Source organism: Candidatus Neomarinimicrobiota bacterium (assembly GCA_022560655.1).
In the GTDB taxonomy this organism is placed as follows: domain Bacteria; phylum Fidelibacterota; class Marinisomatia; order SCGC-AAA003-L08; family TS1B11; genus JADFSS01.
On record JADFSS010000016.1, the window covers coordinates 1 to 16954 of the forward strand.

The 16954-nt window shown below is 62.6% G+C and carries 20 protein-coding genes; 14 read left to right on the forward strand and 6 right to left on the reverse strand.

Translation table 11 applies throughout. The features are described from left to right. The 6 genes from IH971_04055 to IH971_04080 form a co-directional block, all read right to left on the reverse strand. Positions 1–442, reverse strand: a 442-nt coding sequence (locus tag IH971_04055) for a hypothetical protein (GenBank protein ID MCH7497008.1), incomplete at its 3' end; no start/stop codon positions are given. An 8-nt stretch (positions 443–450) separates the two neighbouring features. Further along, on the reverse strand, positions 451–1569 hold the full coding sequence (locus IH971_04060; GenBank protein MCH7497009.1) for a cytochrome C: 1119 nt from the start codon (positions 1567–1569) through the stop codon (positions 451–453). Positions 1570–1602: 33 nt separating this feature from the next. Then, a complete protein-coding gene (locus IH971_04065; protein ID MCH7497010.1) occupies positions 1603–2394 on the reverse strand; it encodes a cytochrome b N-terminal domain-containing protein in 792 nt (263 codons plus the stop codon). Between the two features lie 17 nt (positions 2395–2411). Continuing rightward, positions 2412–2963 (reverse strand): Rieske (2Fe-2S) protein, encoded by a 552-nt coding sequence (locus IH971_04070; protein ID MCH7497011.1) that lies wholly within the window; start codon positions 2961–2963, stop codon positions 2412–2414. Between the two features lie 56 nt (positions 2964–3019). Continuing rightward, positions 3020–3877 (reverse strand): HEAT repeat domain-containing protein, encoded by an 858-nt coding sequence (locus IH971_04075; protein MCH7497012.1) that lies wholly within the window; start codon positions 3875–3877, stop codon positions 3020–3022. A 73-nt stretch (positions 3878–3950) separates the two neighbouring features. Beyond that, a complete protein-coding gene (locus IH971_04080; GenBank protein ID MCH7497013.1) occupies positions 3951–4766 on the reverse strand; it encodes a class I SAM-dependent methyltransferase in 816 nt (271 codons plus the stop codon). Between the two features lie 373 nt (positions 4767–5139). On the opposite strand from IH971_04080, the gene IH971_04085 reads away from it, so the two are divergent. The 14 genes from IH971_04085 (at position 5140) to aroE (ending at position 16949) form a co-directional block, all read left to right on the forward strand. Continuing rightward, complete coding sequence (locus IH971_04085; GenBank protein MCH7497014.1) at positions 5140–5472, forward strand: chorismate mutase; 333 nt, start codon at positions 5140–5142, stop codon at positions 5470–5472. Between the two features lie 121 nt (positions 5473–5593). Next, positions 5594–5794 carry a hypothetical protein gene (locus tag IH971_04090; GenBank protein ID MCH7497015.1) on the forward strand — a complete coding sequence of 67 codons (201 nt, stop codon included), beginning with the start codon at positions 5594–5596 and terminating at the stop codon, positions 5792–5794. Between the two features lie 160 nt (positions 5795–5954). Then, positions 5955–7418, forward strand: a complete 1464-nt coding sequence (gene trpE / locus IH971_04095) for an anthranilate synthase component I (GenBank protein MCH7497016.1) — start codon at positions 5955–5957, stop codon at positions 7416–7418. Further along, positions 7415–7984 (forward strand): aminodeoxychorismate/anthranilate synthase component II, encoded by a 570-nt coding sequence (locus tag IH971_04100; protein MCH7497017.1) that lies wholly within the window; start codon positions 7415–7417, stop codon positions 7982–7984. The genes trpE and IH971_04100 overlap by 4 nt, the downstream gene beginning before the upstream one ends. Further along, a complete protein-coding gene (gene trpD / locus IH971_04105) occupies positions 7981–8979 on the forward strand; it encodes an anthranilate phosphoribosyltransferase (GenBank protein MCH7497018.1) in 999 nt (332 codons plus the stop codon). Before IH971_04100 ends, trpD begins: the two co-directional genes overlap by 4 nt. After that, entirely contained in the window at positions 8980–9771 is a 792-nt protein-coding gene (locus IH971_04110) for an indole-3-glycerol-phosphate synthase (protein ID MCH7497019.1), read from the forward strand. It begins immediately after the preceding gene. Further along, entirely contained in the window at positions 9768–10403 is a 636-nt protein-coding gene (locus tag IH971_04115; protein ID MCH7497020.1) for a phosphoribosylanthranilate isomerase, read from the forward strand. The genes IH971_04110 and IH971_04115 overlap by 4 nt, the downstream gene beginning before the upstream one ends. Continuing rightward, on the forward strand, positions 10393–11607 hold the full coding sequence (gene trpB / locus IH971_04120; protein MCH7497021.1) for a tryptophan synthase subunit beta: 1215 nt from the start codon (positions 10393–10395) through the stop codon (positions 11605–11607). Before IH971_04115 ends, trpB begins: the two co-directional genes overlap by 11 nt. Beyond that, the gene (locus tag IH971_04125) at positions 11604–12407 is read left to right on the forward strand and encodes a tryptophan synthase subunit alpha (GenBank protein MCH7497022.1); all 804 of its coding nucleotides are present in this window, start codon (positions 11604–11606) and stop codon (positions 12405–12407) included. Before trpB ends, IH971_04125 begins: the two co-directional genes overlap by 4 nt. Further along, positions 12404–13006 (forward strand): prephenate dehydratase, encoded by a 603-nt coding sequence (locus IH971_04130; protein MCH7497023.1) that lies wholly within the window; start codon positions 12404–12406, stop codon positions 13004–13006. The genes IH971_04125 and IH971_04130 overlap by 4 nt, the downstream gene beginning before the upstream one ends. Further along, a complete protein-coding gene (locus IH971_04135; protein ID MCH7497024.1) occupies positions 12976–13731 on the forward strand; it encodes a prephenate dehydrogenase/arogenate dehydrogenase family protein in 756 nt (251 codons plus the stop codon). Before IH971_04130 ends, IH971_04135 begins: the two co-directional genes overlap by 31 nt. Then, positions 13732–14778: a 3-deoxy-7-phosphoheptulonate synthase gene (aroF, locus tag IH971_04140; protein ID MCH7497025.1), complete on the forward strand. Its 1047-nt coding sequence runs from the start codon at positions 13732–13734 to the stop codon at positions 14776–14778. It abuts the gene before it with no gap. Between the two features lie 3 nt (positions 14779–14781). Next, complete coding sequence (gene aroA, locus IH971_04145) at positions 14782–16041, forward strand: 3-phosphoshikimate 1-carboxyvinyltransferase (protein MCH7497026.1); 1260 nt, start codon at positions 14782–14784, stop codon at positions 16039–16041. Then, on the forward strand, positions 16038–16949 hold the full coding sequence (gene aroE, locus IH971_04150) for a shikimate dehydrogenase (protein MCH7497027.1): 912 nt from the start codon (positions 16038–16040) through the stop codon (positions 16947–16949). The genes aroA and aroE overlap by 4 nt, the downstream gene beginning before the upstream one ends. Positions 16950–16954: the final 5 nt, after the last annotated feature.

Sequence of the window (16954 nt, forward strand, 5' to 3'; positions counted from 1 at the left end):
TCAGCTTATCGAACGCCTCCTGTTCAGCGCGTGAATTTTCTCCCTGGGACCGGGCCAGTTCCAGCTGGTAGCGGACCGCCCCCAGTTTGGCCTGCGTCCCGAAGTAGTTCATGTTGGCGCCAAGGAGATCGCCCTCGGCCGTTGCCAGGAGCGATTCCAGCTCATCGACGCGCTGGCGCCGCTGGGCGAGGGAATCTTGGGCGGCCCGTTGGCGGGCTTCCAACGCCTCCCGGAGGGACTGATCAACGGATATTTGCTCCAGCTGGGCACGGGTCTTTTCGATTTCCAAGCGCCGGAACTCGCGCTGGTACCCCTTCCAGTCTCGAATATAGTCGTCGCCGAACATGACGACCAGAGCAGCCAGAAAAAGAACGCTTGAGATGGCGAACACTTTGTGCAGCTGGTTAGGCTGGTAATAGCGTTCTTCCTTCTGCAAATCCATGCTACGGCTCAAATATTAAAGAAGTACTCGGGCATGGCAATGATGTACTTGAGATTGATGGTCCAGCGCAGGTACATCTTGATGGGCAGCGAGATCATGGCCAGGGCGAGAAAAACAATCAGGGCATAGCGCGTGGGCCCGATGCGCTCTACCAGTGGGCGCAATTTCCCCCGGGCCAGCAAAACCGGGGGCAGCCCGAAGTAAAACAGCACAATGAGGATACCGACGATTTCCCGCAGCAGCGCCTGGGTCGGCAGACCCACGGCCAGCAGCTTCACCCAGACATATTCCGACAGGTTGACGTTGGTCAACGGCACCACCTTGGCTACGCTCCACTCCTCGAAGGGCCCAAAGAAGTTCCAGTTGGGCCCTCGGAAAAAGGTGCCGACGACAATCAGAAAGACCCACAGTACCAGCCAACCGGTCATGAAGATGAAAATGCCCACGCGGCGGCGGTCAAAACTGAAGTAACCGGACGTGGCGCGATCACTGTCGATGTAGGGGATCGCCATCAGTCCGATGATGATGAAGGTGGGAAAAATCACCCCCGCCAGCCAGGGATCGAAATAGACCAGCATTTCCTGCAGTCCCAGAAAATACCAGGGTGCCTTGGCCGGGTTGGGCGACAGGGTGGGATTGGCGGGCTCCTCCAACGGAGCCGGCAGCCCCACCGACCAGACAATCAGAAAGATCGTCATCAGGATCAGGGCGATGAGCTCAATGTAAACCAGGTCGGGCCAGACCAGCACCTTGTCATCAGGCGACCCCCGTTCCTCAACGGGCTCCCCGGCCGCTAAGCGCGCGTCGTTGGCATAGGCCGACTTCATGGCCAGCCAGAGGAAAAAGCCTGCGGTGTAGATCAGGATGAGAATGGGCACATTGTCCGGCTTGCTGAGGATCTTACTGAAGTTGGGATCGGCAAAGCCCAGCAGCATGAAGAGGGTCAGCGCAATAAACATCCCCAGCCCACCCCGGTTGGTCCAGAGGTGGTGGATTCCCAGCCGGCGGTGCCACGATTCGAACCAGGCCGTGGGAGGAAAGATGAAGGGGAAAGTCACCAGCAGGAGGGTGAACGAAATGCTCGGCGTGGAGACCAGGTCGATGAACGCTTTAAATCCGTCTAGCATGGGACGGGCTGCCTGGTCCAGTGGTCCTGGGGGTTAGACCGGTCCAGAAATGCCGCCATCTTTTCGCACCCGCCAGAAATGTATGGCCATAAAAATCATAATAATGAACGGGACGGCGATGCAATGCAACACATAGAACCGCAGCAGCGCACCCTCCCCGACAAAGCGCCCACCCAAGAGGCCAAAGCGCACGTCACTGGACATGGTCACCAGGTTGATGTCTCCAATGGAGAGCAGGGCAGCACCGGGTCCTTCATGGCCCAGGAAGGGGGTGGCCCGGGCCATATTTGAGCCCACCGTGATGGCCCAGATGGCCAGCTGGTCCCAGGGCAGCAGGTAGCCGGTAAAGGAAAGGAACAGGGTCAGGAACAGGAGCAGGACCCCCACCACCCAGTTGAACTCCCGGGGGGGCTTGTAGCTGCCGGTCATGAAGACCCGGAACATGTGGAGCCAGACGGCGATAACCATGGCGTGGGCGCCCCAGCGGTGAATCTCGCGCATGATTCCCAGGGGCACCTGCTCGGATAAGTCCATGATGTCGGTATAGGCATATTCCACGGTGGGGCGGTAGTAGAACATGAGCAGGATGCCGGAAATGGTCAGGACCAGGAAGAGGAAGAACGACAATCCGCCCATGCACCAGGTATACTTGATTTTGACCGCGTGCTTGGGCAGCCTCACGGGATGCAGGTGGAGGAAGACACTGTTGAGGATACCCATCATGCGCTGGCGGCGGGTCACGGGAACGCCGGTGCGGAAGATGGATTTCCAGACCTGGGACTCGGCCATTGAGGCCAGGGGGCCCTTACGCTGGCTGTCAGCCATGCAGCATCATCCTTTCATCAGGCTTCGAGGTAGGCCTCGGGGTGTCCCCACTGGCCTTTTTCGTACTGGAACTTGGCCGATTTGTCGATGATAATCTGCCCATCCTCGGCCAAAATAATGCGAAAGCGCTCCAACGGGCGGGGGGCCGGGCCCTCAAAATTGATGCCCGATTTCCTGAACCCACTGCCGTGGCAGGGGCACTTGAACTTGCCATCGGTGATCAACCAATTGGGGGTGCAGCCCAAATGGGTGCAGATGGTGGAGAGGGCATAGAGCCCGTCCGGTTCCCGCACAATCCAGATGCCGCGGCTGGCCTTGAAGCGCTCGTCCACCTCGCCGATCTGGAAATCGTTCGGGAAGCCAACTTTGAAACTCTGGGGAGGCTCGAACAGAACATTGGGAAACAGGAACCGGACGATCATGGAAAGGAAGCCGCCGGTGGCGGCAGCAAAGGAGAGCCAGCCCAGTGCCATCCAGGAGAAGAATTTCCGGCGCTTGATGGGCTCGGGCGCAGCCTGCTCGTCGGACGGCCGGTTCAGGGCAGCACGCGGGACTTGCTGCGCACTCATCGTCGGTACTGTTTAAGGGTTGCTCTCATTATCAGCGCTGTCATCGCTAACTGAAGCTAGTACTGTTTCAAGGCAATCAGGGCCGCATTGACGACCCGTAAATTTGGATCATTGCGGGACAGCCTGACAAGGTTTTCCTTAAACCGGGGGTCTTTCAACCGCGAGGCAACCTCTACGGCCATCTGGATGGCCCAATCCTGTTCACTGGGCTCCACGCCCGGAAACTGGCCGTAATAATTCCGGTCCAGCAACGTGTTGATGGTCTCAACACCCGACCGGTCGCCCAGCTGCGCAAGGGCGATGGCCGCTTCCCAGCGCACATTGGGCTCAGGGTGCCCAAGCAGGGGCTGAAGCGCCGGCACCACCTGATTCTGGCCCAGCCAGCCCAGGGCGATGACGCTGCGGTGCACCGTGGTCGGGTCGGGGTCGTCCAGCAGCGGGGTCAGGGCCGCAACCGCGGCATCGCCCCCTGCCAGACCGAGCGCATGAATGGCCGCCAGTTGATTGGCCCGGTCGTCGTCCTGTAGCCCCTCCAGGAGGGCAGGCTCGAAACGGGGGTCACGGGTAAGGCCCATGGCGAGGGTCAAATAAAAACGCAGGAAGGGGGTCCGCTCACTGCCAGCCCGGCGGTATTCGAAGATCATCTGGTCCAAGAATTCCTGGTCAACCGTCAGCCCCCGCCCCGACTGGAGCATGCCCGCCAACACGCGGGCGGCCTGCCAGCGCTCACGCTCCGAACCGCGCGCAATGGTGTTCAGGGCTTCCTTGGACGAGGGCGGCGAGCCCACAGCCATGCCGATGAGGGCCTGGATCAGGACGTAAAAGACGGCGATGAGGCCCGGAACAATGAAGAAGGAGTGGACAATGACCCGCACCTGCTTGCCACGAGACGGCTCGTTTGGCGGGCTAGCCACCGCGGCAGACTGACAGGATGAATAAACCGGACCGGGAAATAATCAACGGAAAAGGTGTCTGGAAGCGGTCAGATCAGGCCTTGCTGGCAACCATGAGTAGCCAATAACGGGGAGATGAGGTCAGATTTAGATCCGCAAAGGTGTCGCGCACTGCGTCGGTGAGCACTTCGGCACCGATTTCAAGGGGAATGCCGGGGAGGATGCCGTTGATCCACAGCTCGTAGCCGCTGATGTCTTCAAAACTTTCCAGCGGCATATCGACCTTGACCATCGCCTTGTTTTTCAATGCAAAGCCGTGGTCCAGCACCAGGCGATCGTATTCCTCCTCAGTCAGGCGCTGGCGGGCTTGCGTCTTTTCCCTGGTGGGGCTCAGGTTGTAGCGCCCCTTGAGCAGGCGCAGCGCCCTGAGCATCCAGCGCTTGTAAAATTGCCGCGATTCAGGGGGTTCCGCGCCTTCGAAAAAGGTTGTGTTGAAAGAGAACACACCACCCTGGCGCAACGACCCCCACACAGCCTCCACAACCCGGACTTTTTCCTTGACCAGGTGGATGGCATTACAGAAAAAGACAGCGTCGACCGGATTCTTCACGATCTCACTGATTCGCTCGGCCTTGGCCTGTACAAATCGCACCACGGCACCCTTGGCCTCCCCCAAGTTGCGCCGGGCGATGGCAATGGCCGAGGCAGACGGCTCGACGGCAATGACTTCGGATTCGGCCGAACCCGCCACCTTTTCGAGGAGCAGTTGGGTGACAGCGCCCGTGCCGGCGCCCAAATCAACGACCCGCTGGCCGGGCTTCAAATCTGCCAGTGACACCAGCTGCTTGATCACATCTTTGTAAAAGTCGTGCCGCGCAAAGGCATCAAAGCTGAATGTCTTTTCCTCCAAGGAATCCTCTCTCTCAGGCAAATATTTTGAAGAAGTTAGGGCCAAGTCAATGGGCGGGCAAGGGGCATCAGCGCCGGTGGCATCGCCCTCCGGAACGGGACGATCTCAACCTGAATTCGGGCAACGCCGATGAGCGCCAGCAGCATGATTGTGCCATTGATGGGGTCGGGCATTTCAAATCCCGACTGCCTAAAATAGCAGTACTGAAGGTCTATCGGGCGTGATCTACCGACAGGCGAAAAGTTTGTCTGCGGGCGGCGCTGCAGGGGAGTTTAAGCTTTGGTCGCGGCTCCAACGAAAGTAATCTACGGCAACCGGAATAGTGGGCTGCCGTTAATGAGGCGCCGCTCGGCGGCGATGCCAGGCGGCCACGGTGGAAAGTACAGAAGAGGAGGTAACAGCCATTCACTCCCGGAAAGCCAACCGAGCGTCGCTGGAACGCCTCCGCGATGAGATTGATGCGCTGGACAGGCGGCTGTTCACTGTGATCGCTGAACGTATGGCCCTGGTGACCGATATCGGCGGCCTGAAGCGCAAGCTGGGGCTGCCCACCAGCGACCCCGTGCGGGAGGCGCAGCTGAAGGCTCGGCTGAAGGAACGTACTGCGGGCGTTCTGGAGCCACGGCACATCGAGGAGCTGTCGACAGCCATTCTGCGTGTTTCCCGGGACCTCCAGGGAGGCGCTGAAACGGTTTCCCAGGACTGAGCTGGTGCCCGTTGCTCCGGCAGGCAAATATCTTGCGGCGTACAACCGGAGGGCTTAACATTGCGAAATCCACTCTGGAGCCTCCGGGGGAGATGGTTTCAACTGATCAGGAGAAGACGTGATGGCAGAGAATCGAAGTGGGGATGAACGCCGCGACAATGGCGGGCGTCGGCTGGGGAACGACAGACGGGATGATAACACCACCAATGGCGCAGCCGTTGAGGAGGACAGCAGGTCCAAGCCCGGACGCAGAGAGATCGAAGAGCGGAGAATCGGTGTCGAGCGGCGGGATTCCGCCCTGTTTATGACGCCTGTGAACTGACATGAACTCGTTCGTGCCAACTTTTTTCTATTACTGGTGGTTTAGGAGTACGGGTTGACACTGCGACCCTGACGGATAATCCACACCACCACGCACTGTCAGCCCTATCCAAAGCGGATAGGGTTTTTTTATGAAGCGCAATGGGAGCAACCGAAGCAGCATGACCTTCGACCAGTTCAGTGACCTTGCCCAACGGCATACCGCTGTGCCGGTATACCGCAAAGTTCTGGCCGACCTCCTTACACCGGTGGGAGCCTACATGCTCCTTACCCGGCGCTATGGGCCTGCTGTCCTGCTTGAATCTGTCGACCGGGGCCGGCAGCTGGCGCGGTATTCCTACATCTGCGTGAATCCGAGCCGTACGCTGACGAGCGCCGACGGCCAGACTACGCTGCGAAACGGCTCGGTCCGAGAGGAATTACAGGTCCCCTTCCTGACCAGCCTGCGAGACCAGCTGGCCGAGTACCGGGCTCCCCGTCTGCCGGATATCCCCGATTTTTACGGTGGTTGGGTGGGGTACCTGGGCTACGAGACCGCAGCCTGGCTGGAAGCTATCCCCATTCATTCCGCTGACGATGCAGACATCCCCGACGCCGTATTCATGCTTTTCGATACGGTCATGGCCTTTGACCACCTCAAGCGGGAAGTGATTATCTGCCACACAACATTGGTGGACCAGGCGGAGCCGCTGGAGCCACAGTACGAAGCCGCGCTTGCGCTGGTGGATGAACTTGGTGCGGCGCTACACACCGATATCGATTACCAGACGCCTGCAACCGTAGGCCACAGCGTACTCGAGAGTAATATGACGCAGACAGGGTACATGTCAGCGGTGGTGCGGGCTAAAGACCATATCGTGGCGGGGGATGTTTTTCAACTGGTGCTGAGCCAGCGCTTCAGCAGGAAGAGCAAGGTGCAGCCGCTGACCCTCTATCGCGCTCTACGCAGCATCAACCCGTCCCCCTACATGTTCCTGCTGGAGCTGGATGACTTCGCGGTGATTGGGGCGTCGCCGGAACTGCTGGTCACCGTCGACCAGGGCGTCATGGAGGTGCGCCCGATTGCCGGGACGCGACCCAGGGGGGCCAGCCAGAGCGAGGATGCCCAGCTGGCCGAGGAGCTGCTGGCTGATGAGAAGGAACGAGCCGAACATCTCATGCTGGTAGACCTGGGCCGCAACGACGTGGGGCGGGTGAGCCGGTTCAAGTCGGTGTCGGTGAAGGAATTCATGGTGGTGGAGCAGTACAGCCACGTGATGCATATTGTCAGCGACATTCAAGGGGAGCTTGCCGACGGCCATGACGCGCTGGATGCCCTGGCGGCCGGCTTTCCCGCCGGCACGGTGACCGGCGCACCCAAGATACGGGCCATGGAACTGATCCACGAGCTGGAGCCTGACCGGCGGGGCATCTATGCCGGCGCCGTGGGCTACATGGATTTCCTGGGCAATCTGAACACCTGTCTCGCTATCCGGACCATGCTGCTCAAGGACGGGGTGGTGAGTTTTCAGAGCGGTGCGGGGATCGTGGCCGATTCCGACCCCGGCAGGGAGTATGACGAAACGGTGAGCAAGGCCGAAGCGATCATGCAGGCGGTGGATTTTGCGGAGCGGGGGCTGCAATGATCCTGGTGGTGGATAACTACGACTCCTTTACCTACAACCTGGTGCAATATATCGGTGAGTTCGACGCGGATGTGAAAGTGGTGCGTAACGACGCGCTGACGGTGGAGGAGATACGACGGCTGGGTCCGGAGAAGATCGTCATATCCCCCGGGCCGGGGCGACCGGAGGATGCCGGTTTGTCGGTGGAACTGGTGCGGACCTTAGGGCCCACCTGCCCCATCCTGGGCGTATGCCTGGGACACCAGGCCGTGGCGCTGGCTTACAACGGTGCGGTGGTGCAGGCGCCGGAAATCATGCACGGCAAGCTGTCAACCATTGAGCATAACGGCGGCCCGCTGTATGCTGACATCCCTTCGCCCATTCAGGGGACGCGCTACCATTCGCTGGTGGTGGATGAGGGTTCGCTGCCGCCGGAGCTGGTGGTGAACGCCCGGAGCGAATCGGGGCTGGTGATGGGCTTCGCGCATCGCCGCCACCCGGTGGTGGGCCTGCAGTTTCACCCCGAGTCGATCCTAACGGATTATGGACTGCAAATCATTGAAAACTTCATCCTGAGGTTCCCTTGAGGGACGTCCTGAACAAGCTGCTGGAGCGGGAAGAATTGACCCTGAGCGAGGCGCGGGAAACCATGCTGCAAATCATGTCGGGCGCATTTGACGACGTGCAGATGGCCGGTTTTCTGGTGGCCCTCAGGGCTAAGGGGGAGACCGCTACCGAGATCGCCGGATTCGCTCAGGCCATGCGGGAAAACATGGTGAAAGTGCCGGTCACAGTGGAGGCCATCGACATGTGTGGCACCGGGGGCGACGCCAAGGGTACCTTCAATATCTCGACGGTGGCCTCGTTTATTGTCGCGGGGGCGGGGGTGCCGGTGGCCAAACACGGCAATCGCTCCATCACCAGCAGTTCGGGGTCGGCGGACGTGCTGGCGGCACTGGGGGTGGACATCGAGATGGCGCCGGAAAAGGTTGGGCGGGCGGTGGAGACATTGGGACTGGGGTTCATGTTCGCGCCCGTGCTGCACCCGGCCATGCGCCACGTCATGCCGGCCCGGAAGGGGCTGGGCATACGCACGGTGTTCAACCTGCTGGGGCCGCTCAGCAACCCTGCGGGCGTCCGGCGGCAGGTGGTGGGGGTTTTCGACGGCACGCTCACCGAAACGCTGGCCGAAGTGTTTAGGATACTGGGCGCCCGGACAGCGTTGCTGGTCCACGGCGAGGACGGGCTGGACGAGCTGACCACCACCGCTGCCACCGGCGTCAGTGAGCTAAAGGATTCGGGCGACATCACGTCGTTTACGGTCCATGCAGGCAGCCTGGGGCTGCCGCGCGCGTCGCTGGATGATCTGCAGGGGGGCTCCCCGGAGGAGAATGCCGTCATCACTCAGGAGATTCTCCAGGGGCAAAAGGGCCCCAGGCGGGATATCGTCCTGCTCAACGCGGCGGCCGGGCTGAAGGTGGGGGGCAAGGCCGCCGACCTGCAGGAGGGGCTGGTCCTGGCGGCCGAGTCGATTGACAGTGGCCGAGCCTTGAAAGTATTAAACGAGTTGGTGGAGTTCTAGATGTCTCTGCTCGGCGAGATCATCGCCCACAAAGAGGTTGAGGTCCGCGGCCGGGAGCAGCGCCTACCGCTGCCGGCGCTACCTCCGCGACGGGACTCGGTGCGGGACTTCGCCGCAGCACTGGCCCGCCCCGGTTTGCAGGTGATTGCCGAGGTGAAACGAAAATCACCCTCCCAGGGGACCCTTAACGATCAGGTGCGGCCGGCCGAGTTGGGCAGGGCCTATGAGGAGGCGGGGGCGGCGGCCATCTCGGTGCTCACCGATACGGCCTACTTCGGTGGTAGTTTGGAGCACCTGGCGGAGGTGCGCGCGGCGGTGACCGTGCCTGTGCTCAGGAAAGATTTCATCATCGGCGAGTACCAGGTGCACGAATCCTACAGCGCGGGGGCCGATGCCATTCTGCTCATCGCCGACGCACTGGATGGACCCACGCTGGAGCGGCTCGCCGGGCTGGCCCAAGCGCTGGGGCTGCACCTGCTGGTGGAGGGCTACAGCGACGAAAGTCTGGCCCGCATAGCGCGGCTGGCGCCGCCGGTGGCAGGCATCAATTCACGGGACCTCACGACGATGGAGGTGAACCTTGAGGCGCTGCTGGAGCGGCGTATTCTCCTGCCCCCGGGCGCGCTCCATGTAGCCGAATCGGGCATCGGCAGCCCGGGCGACCTGCGGCGAGTCAGCGCGGCAGGCTACCACGGGGCGCTCATCGGCACGGCTCTGCTCACAGGCGGCGACCCGGGCGCCACACTGCGACGCTTTTTGTCAGCCCTGACCCAGGTGGAGGTGGAGAAATGATCGCTGTAAAAATCTGCGGCATCACCCGCGTGGAGGACGCCCAGCTGGCGTCCGACCTGGGGGCGGTGGCACTGGGCTTTATCTGCTACCCCTTGAGCCCGCGCTATGTAACTCCGGCCAAAGCGACGGCTATCGTCGGCGAGCTGGATGCAGGTATCCGGAAGGTAGGGGTGTTTGTGAATGCGCCGCCAGGTGAGATCAACGCCGTCGTCCGTAAGGTGGGGCTGGATATGGCGCAGCTCAGCGGCTCGGAATCGCCGGAGGAGTGCCAGCAGATTGATGTGCCCGTTATCAAGGCGGTGCGCGTGGGCCTGGATTTCAACCCCGCTGTTGCCGCCAGCTTCGACGTGCACGCCATCATGGTCGATACGTACAACCCGAGCCTCTACGGCGGCACTGGAGAAACCTTTGACTGGTCACGATTGGATCGGGACGTATTTGTCCAGCCCATGATTCTCTCGGGCGGCCTGCACCCGGAGAATATCCTACAAGGCATTGAGGCCCTGCGTCCCGACGCAGTGGATGTAAACAGCGGCGTGGAGACCAGCCCCGGCGTGAAAGACCCCGCCAAGCTGGAGCGGCTGTTCAGCGTCTTGAAACCCACCGAGGCCAGCAGCGTCCATGTCTTCTGATGTGACCAGCAGCCGTTACGCACAGCCGGACAGCCGCGGGCGTTACGGCGATTACGGTGGCCAGTATGTGCCGGAGACCCTGCTCCCGGCCCTGAACGAGCTGGCAGCAGCTTATGCCGAGGCGCAGGCCGACCCGGCTTTCCAGACCGAGCTGGACCACCTGTGGCAACACTATGCCGGTCGGCCGACCCCCTTGTATTACGCCGAGCGCCTCAGCGACCAGCTGGGCATCGGACTTTATCTGAAGCGGGAAGACCTGGCCCACACCGGCGCTCATAAGATCAACAATGCGCTGGGGCAGGTGCTGCTGGCCCGGCGCATGGGCAAGCGCCGTCTCATCGCCGAAACGGGGGCAGGTCAGCACGGGGTAGCAACGGCAACCGTGGCGGCGCGCTTTGGCATGGACTGCGTCGTCTACATGGGCGCGGAGGACATGCGGCGCCAGAGGTTAAACGTGTTCCGCATGGAGCTGCTGGGAGCCGAGGTCCGCGCCGTCACCAGTGGCACCCGCACGTTGAAGGACGCCACCAGCGAAGCCCTGCGCCACTGGGTGGCCCATGTGGAGGACAGCTACTATCTGCTCGGATCGGTGGTAGGCCCGCACCCCTATCCGCTGCTGGTGCGGGATTTTCAATCGGTGATCGGGCGGGAGACCCGTGAGCAATACGCCGAGCAAGTGGGCGGGCTGCCCGATGTTCTCATCGCCTGCGTGGGCGGCGGCAGCAATGCGCTGGGGCTGTTCCATCCCTTCCTGGACGACCCTGTGCAGATGATTGGCGTGGAAGCCGCCGGAAAGGGGCTCGCCTCCGGGGCCCACGCTGCAACCCTCGCGCGGGGCAGCAAAGGGGTGCTGCACGGCGCCGCCAGCTACCTGCTTCAATCCGCTGATGGGCAGGTACAATTGCCCCATTCCATCAGCGCCGGTCTGGACTACCCCGGCGTGGGGCCGGAGCACAGTTACCTGAAAGACCTGGGCCGGGTAGCATACCTCACCGCCAGCGATGATGAGGCGCTGGCCGCCATGCGGTGGCTCACCGAAAGCGAGGGCATCCTGCCGGCGCTGGAGACGGCCCATGCCCTGGCCGTCCTGCAACAGCGCAAAATTGACCTGGCCGCAGGGAGCGACGTGGTCCTGTGCCTGTCAGGGCGGGGCGACAAAGACGTGCAGACCGTTGCGGACGCCCTGGGGAGCCCGGTGTCATGAGGCGCATCGCGGAGCTGTTTCACTCCCCGGGCAAGAAACTCATCCCGTTTATCACGGCCGGGTTCCCCAGCCTGGACAGCACCCTGCCACTCGTGCTGGCAGCGGAGCAGGCCGGCGCCCACATGGTGGAGTTGGGCGTGCCTTTCTCCGACCCTATGGCGGACGGCCCGGTGATTCAGCAGACCAGCCAAACGGCGCTGGAAAACGGCGTTACGCTGCCGTGGATTTTGGACACGGTGTCGGCCATTCGCAAGCAGTCGCGCATCCCGTTGATCCTCATGGGCTATGTCAATCCATTGCTACGGATGGGTCTGGAAACTTTTTTGTCCCGGGCCAAAGAGGCGGGTGTTGACGGCATCATTATCCCTGACCTACCTCCCGAGGAAGGGACCGAACTGTTCGAGGGTGCCCGTGAGCGCATGCTCAGCACCATATTTCTGGTGGCTCCCAACACTCCTGACCAGCGTATCCAGCAGCTGTCGCGGGAGGCGGAGGACCTGCTGTACGCCGTCTCCATACTGGGCGTCACGGGCTCGGTCCTGGCGGCGCAACAACAGTTGGACGCCTACCTGGACCGGGTGCGGGCGGCATCGGATGCGCCCTTTGTGGTTGGTTTCGGCGTGGCAACCCCAGACGACGTCAGCCGGGTCGCCGCCAAGGCGGACGGCGTGGTGGTGGGCAGTGCCCTGCTGGCTCGCCTGCAAACTGCCTCCGACCCGGTAGACGAGGCGCACCGCTACCTGCAGTCCCTGGCCGCGGCACTGCCCGCTGCGGGCCCATCTATAGAGGCAGGGACATGAAAGCACAGCCGCGCACCAGCATTGGCGTGCAGGGCGTTGAGGGGAGTTTCAGCGAGGAGGCGGCGCAGGAGTTCGCCAGCCGACACGGTTATGAGGACCCCGAATTGGTGTACCTCGTGACCTCGGCGCGGGTGCTGGGGGCCGTTGACGCAGGCGAGGTGGAGGCGGGGGTCATGGCCATGGAAAACGCGCAGGGGGGCGTTGTCATCGAGAGCATCTACGCCCTGGCCGGTTACCGCTGCGACGTCATCGAGCTGTTTCACCTGCACGTGGAACAGAGTCTGCTGGGCAGGCCGGGAATGACGCAAGGGGACATCACAGCGATTCATTCCCACCCGCAGGCCCTGCGGCAGTGCCGGGAATATCTGGCCGACAAATTTTGGACCAGACCCCTGATTGATGAGGACGACACGGCCTATGCTGCCAAGCGCCTCGCCAATGGCGAGTTGGCCGAGACGGCGGCAATTATTGGGAGCCGTCGTTGCGCTGAACTGTATGGACTCGAGGTTCTGGTCCGGGGCATTCAGGACCTGAAAAATAACCTGACCCTATTCCTGGGAGTTCGGAAATGGCGACCGAGCCGGAACGACCAGCCGTAAGCATTATCGGCTTCGGGCGGTTCGGACCGGTGCTATCCCGCCTGCTGGGTGGGGGCTTTGAGGTGCTGGCTTATGATACTGGTGAAATCGGCGCGCGGGCCGAAGAAGCGGGCGCGCGCGTGGTCAGCTGGGACGAGGCGACCGCCGCCGCTACGATCTTCGTGGCGGTGCCCATCCGGCGATTCAAGGAAGTGATCAACGACCTGGTGGCTCAAGTCAAGCCGGGCACCACCGTCCTGGACGTTTGCTCAGTGAAGGTTTATCCGGCCACGGTGATGAGGGAATACTTCCAGTCCGACATCACGACCATTGCCTCGCACCCGCTGTTCGGCCCCGATTCGTACACCGCGGGATTCCAGGGCCTGAATATGATGATGCACCCGGTCTCCCCGCGGGGACTGGCCTACGAGGCATGGACACAGTATTTCAGCGATCAAGGGTTGCGGGTGCTGGAGATGTCGCCGGAAGAGCACGACCGGCTGGCCGCCCGTAGCCAGGGGATTACCCACTTCATCGGGCGGGTACTGAAGGAATTTGGCATGGCCCCCACCAATATCGACACGGAGGGTTTCCGGGACCTTCAGATGGTTGTGGAGCAGACCTGCCACGACAGCTTTGAACTGTTCCACGACCTGGAGAATTTTAACCCCTACACTACCGAGATGGTCGCTGACGTCGTCAGCGCCATGGAGCAGGTGAAGCTGGCCATAGCGAGGAGGGACTAGATGCTGGTCATCATGGACCCGCGCGCCACGGAAGCCGACATCCAGCGGGTGAAGGAGCGGATTCAGGAGCTGGGCTACACGGCCCACCCCATTCCCGGCGCCTCGCGTCTGGCCATCGGGGTGACGGGCAACCGGGGCATCGAGGACCGCATTTACCTGGAGGGGCTACCGGGGGTGCAACAGGTGATTCCGGTGACCAAGCCCTACAAGCTGGCGAGCCGGGAGACGCGTCCCGAAAATTCTGTGGTGAAGGTCGGTGAGGCGAGTTTCGGTGACGGTTCGGTGGCCATGATCGCCGGTCCGTGCGCCGTGGAGAGTCGCGATCAGACCCTGCGTATCGCCGAACGCGTGGCCGAACTGGGTGCCCATATGCTTCGGGGGGGCGCCTACAAGCCCCGGACTTCGCCGTATGCCTTTCAGGGGCTGGGGGAGACCGGCCTGGAGATTCTTGCCGAGGCCCGCGAGCAGACCGGATTGCCCGTTGTGACCGAAGTGGTGGACGCCAGTCAGGCGCCCGTGGTAGCGCAATATGTCGATATGCTGCAAATCGGCACCCGGAACATGCAGAATTTCGAGCTGCTCAAGGAGGTGGGCAAGCTGGGCATGCCGGTGCTGCTGAAGCGGGGCATGAGCGCAACTCTTGATGAAACCCTCATGTCGGCAGAGTACCTCATGTCTCACGGCACGCACGCCGTGGTCATCTGTGAGCGGGGGGTGCGAACCTTCGCCAGCCATGCCCGCAGCACACTGGATGTGAGCGTGATCCCGGCACTGAAGAGATTAAGCCATCTGCCCATCATTGTGGATCCCAGCCATGCCAGCGGTAACCGGACCAGCGTTATTCCCCTGGCCATGGCAGGGGTAGGCGCCGGCGCCGACGGCTTGATGGTGGACGTACATGACGACCCCGAGCACGCGCTGGTGGATGGCCCGCAGGCCCTGTTGCCGGAAGATTTCCGTGAGCTGATGGCCCTGCTGGGTAAGGTGGTCCCAGCCCTGGGGAGAACGTTCCTGGTAGCCCGGGCGAAGAAGCAGGAGGCTCATTAGCCCATGCGCCTGCCGGGTGACAAGTCCATCTCCCACCGGGCCCTGATGCTGGCCGCCCTGGCCAACGGCCCGTCACGGCTGACCAAGCTCGCCTCCGGGTCTGATGTGCAGGCCACGCGACGCTGTCTTCAGCAGTGCGGCATTATGATCACCACCGGCGGTGAGGTTACCGTGGTGGAAGGGCGGGGCGGGGCCTTCGATGCGCCTCAGGCTGACCTGGATTGCGGCAACTCCGGCACGACGGCGCGGCTGTTGGCGGGCCTGCTGGCGGGGCGCGGGATAGCTGCTCGCATCACCGGGGATGCCTCCCTGTCGCGGCGCCCGATGGAACGCATTACGGTGCCGCTCAGACAGCTGGGCGCCAACATCGCACCAGCGGCCGGCGGGACCCTCCCGCTGGACATACGGCCCGTGGTGCTTGGCTCGCTGGACTACACCTTGCCGGTGCCGAGCGCGCAGGTCAAATCGGCCCTGCTGCTGGCGGGGCTGGCGAGCGAGGGCATCGTTACCGTGCGGGAGCCGGTGCCCACGCGCGATCACACGGAGATCATGCTGCGCGCCCTGGGCATCGATACCGGGGGACCGGATGACGGAGTGACCGTAAGTTCCGGGCGTGCCGCACTACCCGCTTTCGACCTGCAGGTGCCCGGCGATGCCTCCTCGGCAGCTTTCCTGGTGGCGCTGGCCGTGCTGGTGCCCGGAGCGGTGGTCAGCTTCGAGCACCTGTTGCTGAACCCCACCCGCCTGGGCTTCTATCGCACCCTTCAGCGCATGGGCGGCCATGTAACGTGGTCCGCGCAGGGCACCGAGCTGGGTGAATCGGTGGGCCAGCTCAGCGCGCAAAGTTCGGGCCTGCGGGGCATCGCCCTCGCTGGGGATGACATCCCCGCCGTCATCGATGAGCTGCCGATTCTGGCGGTGCTGGCTACCCAGGCGGTGGGGGAAACCGTTGTACGTGACGCCGGTGAGCTGCGCTACAAGGAGAGCGACCGCCTAACGGCTATCTGCGAGAATATTGCTCGCCTGGGCGGCGAGGTGGAGCGGCGCCCCGACGGGTTCCGCATTCAGGGGCCGACACCCCTGACAGGCGCACCCATCGCCACCTATGGCGACCATCGCATTGCCATGGCCTTCGCGGTGGCGGGGCACATCGCTTCCGGAGACACTATCCTTGACGACCCCGACTGCGTGGAGGTCTCCCTACCCGGCTTTCATGAGTTGGCACGCGCCGTGACGATGGGGCGCGAGGCGGTGGAGTCGTGAAACACTTTGCGGTGATTGGGCACCCCATCGGCCACAGCCTCAGCCCGGTGCTCCACAACGAGGTATTCAGACTGCTGGGACTGGCCGCCCGCTATGACACCCTGGACATGGGTCCGGCCGCCCTGCCTGAGGTAGCCCGGCAGCTGCGGGCAGGGGAACTGGCCGGTATCAATATCACGCTGCCACACAAGACAGGCTTCCTGCCATACCTTGACGAGGTTGCGCCCGAAGCCGCCGCCATCGGCGCGGTGAACTGCGTGGCGGTGGAGGAGGGCAGGCTCATGGGCAGCAACACCGACCTGACCGGCCTGGTGGACGCACTGCGGCGGAGTGGCTTTGAGGTCCGGGGGTGCCACGGACTCGTCCTGGGGGCCGGGGGGGCGGCGCGGACCGCGGTGCGGGCACTGCTGCTCCTGGGCGCCAGCCAAATCTGCGTGGCGGCCCGGCGGGAGGCACCCCGGTCGGAGCTCGTCCACGACTTCGAGCCGCGGGTGGGCGAGGCCATCCTTTCGGAGCAGCCACTGGGACCGCAACTTGACACGGCACCGTTCCAGCTGATCATCAACGCCACGCCGGTGGGTATGTGGCCGTCAGACCATGAGACCCCCCTAATGCCCCCACAGGTTAACAGCGGACAAGTCATCTTTGACCTGATCTACCGGCCGGAGAACACCCTGCTTCTGAACATGGCGCGGGAGCGGGGCTGTCAGACGATCACGGGTCTGGACATGTTTATTGCCCAGGCGCTGGGCTCGCTGGGAATCTGGTTCCCGCAGACCGTTTACGGCACCACCGGGCAACTGCACCCGGCCCTGGAGCTGGAGGTACTCAAATCGTTGTTGCGCTCAGCCGTGGAGGATCACGCGGTCAGTCTTGCTGCGGAAACAGTTGCGGGCGGTAGATCATGATGCGC